The sequence below is a fragment of the Methanocrinis sp. genome (assembly GCF_049974945.1).
Lineage (GTDB): Archaea > Halobacteriota > Methanosarcinia > Methanotrichales > Methanotrichaceae > Methanocrinis.
The window spans coordinates 1-5,364 of record NZ_JBNGCU010000036.1 but is presented as its reverse complement, the minus strand read 5'-3'; the positions used below and the strand labels follow the sequence as shown (position 1 = coordinate 5,364).

6 protein-coding genes are annotated in these 5,364 nt (G+C 58.4%); 5 read left to right on the top strand and 1 reads right to left on the bottom strand.

Annotated features, from left to right (window positions below; translation table 11 throughout):
- The 5 genes from ACP5EL_RS05145 to ACP5EL_RS05125 form a co-directional block, all read left to right on the top strand.
- Window positions 1-990 (top strand): glucosyl-3-phosphoglycerate synthase (locus tag ACP5EL_RS05145; protein ID WP_428401412.1); only part of this gene is annotated, 990 nt, incomplete at its 5' end.
- A 23-nt stretch (window positions 991-1,013) separates the two neighbouring features.
- Window positions 1,014-1,844, top strand: coding sequence for a mannosyl-3-phosphoglycerate phosphatase (mpgP, locus tag ACP5EL_RS05140; RefSeq protein ID WP_428401411.1), 831 nt, complete (start codon window positions 1,014-1,016; stop codon window positions 1,842-1,844).
- Between the two features lie 37 nt (window positions 1,845-1,881).
- Window positions 1,882-2,370 (top strand): hypothetical protein, encoded by a 489-nt coding sequence (locus ACP5EL_RS05135; RefSeq protein ID WP_428401410.1) that lies wholly within the window; start codon window positions 1,882-1,884, stop codon window positions 2,368-2,370.
- Between the two features lie 11 nt (window positions 2,371-2,381).
- Window positions 2,382-3,626, top strand: coding sequence for a glucoamylase (locus ACP5EL_RS05130; RefSeq protein WP_428401409.1), 1,245 nt, complete (start codon window positions 2,382-2,384; stop codon window positions 3,624-3,626).
- 10 nt (window positions 3,627-3,636) lie between these two features.
- Complete coding sequence (locus ACP5EL_RS05125; protein ID WP_428401408.1) at window positions 3,637-4,323, top strand: RAD55 family ATPase; 687 nt, start codon at window positions 3,637-3,639, stop codon at window positions 4,321-4,323.
- Window positions 4,324-4,373: 50 nt separating this feature from the next.
- On the opposite strand, the gene ACP5EL_RS05120 is transcribed toward ACP5EL_RS05125, so the two are convergent.
- Window positions 4,374-5,364, bottom strand: a 991-nt coding sequence (locus tag ACP5EL_RS05120) for an AlbA family DNA-binding domain-containing protein (protein WP_428401406.1), incomplete at its 5' end; no start/stop codon positions are given.

Genomic DNA, 5,364 nt, shown 5'->3' with positions numbered 1-5,364 from the left:
GAGAGGGTGGTCCGCTTCTTCGGGGACCGTCTTGAGATCCCTCACCGGATAATGTGGTGCAACGGCCCCTCTGTAAAAGCGGTTCTGGAGGATTTGGGGGAGGTGGGGATAGATGTGGTCAGCTTTCAGGGAAAGGGCAGGGACGTCTGGCTGGCCCTGGGGGTCGCCTCGATAGACTCTTACGCGATAATCCTGCACGATGCAGACATCGTCAACTACACCTGCGACCTGCCCATGAAGCTCGCCTACCCCCTCGTCGATCCCAAACTGGACTACTTCTTCAACAAAGGCTACTACGCCCGGATCGGTGGCGACCGACCCAAGTTTTACGGAAGGAACACCAGACTCTTCGTCCGCCCCCTCCTCGAAGCTCTATCGACGAAGATGGGCTGCTCATCAGCCTTTCTTCAGTACATCTCCAGCTTCAAGTATCCCCTCTCCGGAGAGATCGCCCTCACCTCCGACCTGGCTCGGAACATCAGGATACCCACCAACTGGGGGCTGGAGGTGGGGACCCTCTACCAGGTCTACAGGTCGGCGGTGAACAAGAGGATCTGTCAGACGGATCTGGGCTTATTTGAACACGAGCACAAGGAGGTGGGAACGGACCGGTCTGAGGGGCTTCTCAAGATGGCGGGCGATATTCTGATCACCTTATTCGAGGCCCTTCTCGTCGAGGAGCAGAAGCTGGAGATCTCCTCAGAGTTTCTCCATGCCTTGAGGGTCATGTACCGCAGAAAAGCCCAGGACTGGATAAGGAAGTACTACGCAGACTCGGTATGTAACCAGCTGACCTACAACCGGCACGAAGAGGAGCTGATGGTCGACGCCTTCGAGATGGTGATAATCGAGGCCGGCGAGGAGTATATAAAAAACCCTCAGAGCTATCACATCCCCGACTGGCTCAGGGCCACCTCCGCCGTTCCTCGGCTCAGACGACGGCTGATCGAGTCCGTCCTCGAAGACGAAAGGTCGGTTCGGGAGGGCTGAAACCGGGATCAGAACCGGGTCCGGTGGGGGAAAGGACCAAGAAGGGGGAGGAAGCTCTGAAATACGTGATATTCACCGATATGGACGGGACTTTGATCGATCACCACACCTACTCTTATCAGGCGGCCCGTCCGGCTCTGGAGAGGATTCGAGAGGAGGAGATTCCTCTGGTCGTCTGCACCAGCAAGACCAGGGCGGAGATAGAGAAGTTCCGGGAGGAGCTGGGGATCTCCGATCCCTTCATCAGCGAGAACGGGGGGGCCATATTCATCCCCAGGGGTTATTTCGAGGTCCCCTTCCCCTCGAATAAGCAGCTCGGAGAGTATCTGGTGATAGAGCAGGGGACCGCCTACCCCATCCTTCGAGAGGTCTTGAAGGAGGTGGAGAGGGAGACAAAGACCGAGATCGAGGGCTTCGGGGACATGACCGCCCAAAAGATCGCCGAGGACTCGGGACTGGATCTGGAGTCGGCGGAGCTCTCCAAGATGAGGGAGTACGACGAGCCCTTCAAGGTGATCGGAGACGGGGAAGGTGCAGAGGCAGTTTTGGAGGAGATCAAAAAGAGGGGGCTCAGCTGCACCAGGGGTGGAAGGTACCTGCACATTATGGGCAAAAACGATAAGGGCAGGGCCGTCTCCACCCTTACAGAGATCTTCAGGCGCGAGCTCGGAGAGGTCACCACCATCGGAGTCGGCGACAGCCAAAACGATCTGCCCATGCTGGAGTCGGTGGACCTGCCGGTCCTGGTTCAGAAGCCTGACGGCTCCTACGAGCCCGTGGACCTGGAGGTGAAGCGGTCCGAGGGGGTGGGGCCGGTCGGCTGGAATCGGGCCCTGATGGAGATCTTGAGATGAAAGATACCAGAAGATCTTCCGACGTGAGGTGGAACTGATGGACGTCGTAAAGCTGGTTTCGGACGCCTTTCTCGTGGCGATAATCGAAAGCGTCAGGAGGGGCGACCTCGATGAGAGCATCGAATGGATCGAGAGCGTGGCCAAAAACCTGGGCGAGAGAGAGGGGGCCGGGCTGGAGGGGGATCCGAGGGGAAAGGTCAACTGCCTCCATATCTGTCCCTTCGCCAACATGCTCCAGAAGTTTGTGGATCAGTATGAAGGAATGCCCGAGGAATTCCTGGAGCTTTTAAATAGCGAGAGGGTTCGAGGGAGCTTTGCGGCCTCGAACATCTTCTGCATATTCCATCATACTTTCAGAGCGAAGCGCGCCGAGCTGGCCGGAAAAGAGGCGATCCACCTCGCCAGCGACGCCAACGTCGAAGGCAGAGCCGTCTACAACCAGGAGGCGATCGAAGAGGCCGATCTGACCAAGGCCGAGATCGACGAGCTTTTGACCAAGTCGGTCTGCATCTTCCGGTTTAAGTAGGAGGATGGTCCATGAACCTCAGAGAAGCCAAAAAGCTGTACGATTCCAGCGTCGAAGTCCTCAGAAGAAATCAGCACAAAAACGGTGGTTTTTACGCCAGCCCCCCGGGCACACGCTACCCGTTCATCTATGCGAGAGACCATTCGATAATCGTATTGGGCGCCCTGGAGGCGGGCCTCTTGGAGGAGGCGAAGAGGGGGCTTGAGTTCGTCCTCGACACCCAGAAGCCCACCGGTGAGATGCCTCAGAGGTGCGACATCGAGGGAACGGACACGAGCTACAAAGAGCTTCAGATCGACGGCAACGGCCTCGTCCTCTACGCCCTCGGAAAGTACTGTGAGAAGGTGGACTACGAGATAGCGAGGGAGTTTTGGAGCAACGTCGAAAAGGCCGTGGAGTTCATCATCAAGAACAAGAACGAAGAGATAAACCTGATCCACACCATAAACAGCATTCACGAGTATCCCGCCTACGAGCAGGGGTTTGAGATCTGGGCCAACAGCAGCTGCTGTGCTGGCCTAATCCAGGCGGTCAAGATGGGCCGCGTCCTGGGCATGGATGTCGCCCGCTGGAACCGGGAGGCTTTGAAGATAAGGGGGAACATACTGACCAGACTTTACAGCCCCCGAAGGCGGACCTTCATCAAGAACATAAGGATAAAAGAGATGGCCAGCAAGCCTCTCGGCTACGATCCCTACGCGTCGACGGTCGTCGACCCGGACGCCGCCGAGTACGCTCCGGCCTACTTCGAGCTCCTCGACGATAGAGATCTGAGGGTCATCAATACGGTGAGAAGGATCCACGTCGCCCTCTGGGATCGGGAGCTCGGCGGCCTCAACCGCTACCCTGAGTCCTGGAACAGGAACAACGGCGGCTACGGTCCCTGGCCCCACTTCACCTGTCAGCTGGCAAGACACTTCATCCACATCGGCGACGACGATAGGGCGGAGGCCTACCTGGGATGGGTGGCCGAGATCGCCTCCGACCACCTTCTCCCCGAGCACCTCTCCACCATACAACGATTCGATGAGTGGATGGAGAGCTACAGCACCTCGGGGATCTTGAGGGACGATAAGTTGGTGATGATCGAGGGGATAAAGGACCATTCCAAGTGGCAGGAGGGCTTCGCCTACGTGGTCACACCCCTGATCTGGCCTCACGCCGAGTACATCAGGACGTATCGGGCATATGAGGAGGCTTTCCTCGAGAGCGAGAGCTTTCACGATCTGAAGAGGTACATCAAGGCCAACCGATGACTTTGGAGTGATGAAGATGGCAGATATGGAGAGGATCAGGACGGGAATACCGGGGTTGGACGAGATGATGAACGGGGGACTTCCCTTCCCCTCTACGGTTCTGGTGGCTGGGGATACGGGTACGGGCAAGACCACCTTCTGCATGCAGTTCCTCTTCGAGGGCGCCCGGGCGGGCGAGCAGGGGCTCTACTTCACCACCTTCAGCGAACCGCCGGAGTGGCTCTTGAAGTTCATGTCCAACTACGCCTTCGTGGACCTGAAGTGCTTCGGCCGGGAGATAAGGTATGTCGACCTGAGCTACGCCATGGAGGCAGGTCAGGATATGGACCAGATCCTGAAGACGATCGAGTCGGATATCACGAGCTTCAAGCCGAAGAGGATCGTCATCGACCCCATCTCCGTATTCGAGGATATCCTGGGGGAGGATTATCGCCGTTTTCTCTTCCGATTCGCCACCTTTACAAAGAACTGGCAGACGGCGACGATCGTCACCGGCGAGGCAAAGCCCGGCGCGCCCTACCCGACGGACCTCGCCTACATCGCCGACGGCGTGATCATCCTCTACAACACCGAGGTGGACAGGATGCGCAAGAGGTCCCTGGAGATACTGAAGATGAGGGGCACGCCCCACACGACAGGAAAGCACGCGGTGGATATATCCACAGAGAAGGGGTTTGTGGTCCATCCCGGCCTTTAGTTGTTTGTGTTATCGCATCTTCAAAATTTAATACTTTTTCCGGTTTTGAATCACCTCCGGCCGATCCAACGACCGTCCTGGTCGTAGTTCATCGACCTCTCCCAGCCTGCAGCCCTCCAGACGGCGTCGAAGGCTGGCCTCAGGATCTCCTCAGAGCTTCGCTCGAAGCTCTCCACCATGATCTCGGGGACGAGGAGGGCGTCCCGGTCTATCCGGACCTCCCCGTGTCCCGAAAAGTCAGGGCCATCGACCTGCATCCTTCGGCCCTTCACCCCCAAAAGGCTGAGCATCACGAAGACCGGGGGCTCTACCCCGAGATGCACCTGAGTCTGGATGTACTTGGGGAGCGCGTCCAGAAGAGTCTCCTCAAATCTCAAGCTCGGTATAGCCTTATCGCCGTCCGGGTGGTCGGACTGATCGCCGAGGATGACGGAGTCGACGGCCTCGATGATCCCGCTGACGAAAGTCTGGGAGTAGGAGCCCCGGTCGTCGTAGGTGAGAAGGCCGTCGAAGTTGTACCTAAAGCCCGAAAATAGGCCCGTCAGGGGGAGGGGGAGGGTGCCCTTGCCGCTTTTGTACCTCTGGACAAGGGAGGAGACGTCGAATCGAGAGGCCGGCTCGAAGGCCCCGAAGGGGACGACCATGAGGACCATCTTCGGCCCTTCGTTCAGGGGGGCCGGAGTCTCCTCGGCCACGATCTTCGCCAGGGTCTCCGCTCTGAAATCTCTCATCCTCTCGGCGGCGGTCCCGGTGATGGAGAAGGCGGTCCTGATCTCGAAGACGTCGAGAGGGTACTTGCCTGCGGAGTTTCGGGAGTAAAACCGGGAGGAACCCTTGGTGATCATGTGGGGGGAGGCCCAGCTCTTGGGTATCCTTACCACGATGACGGACCTTCCGCCCTCCAAGGGAACCGCCCTCATCGATATCCCCGGGATCCGGGGGGCGATCCCGGTCTGGACCATGGACTCCAGGCGGAGGATCTCTTTGTCCGGGTCGATCCCCGCGAGGCCCGAGATCTCGACCGGAACCCCGTTCTCCTCG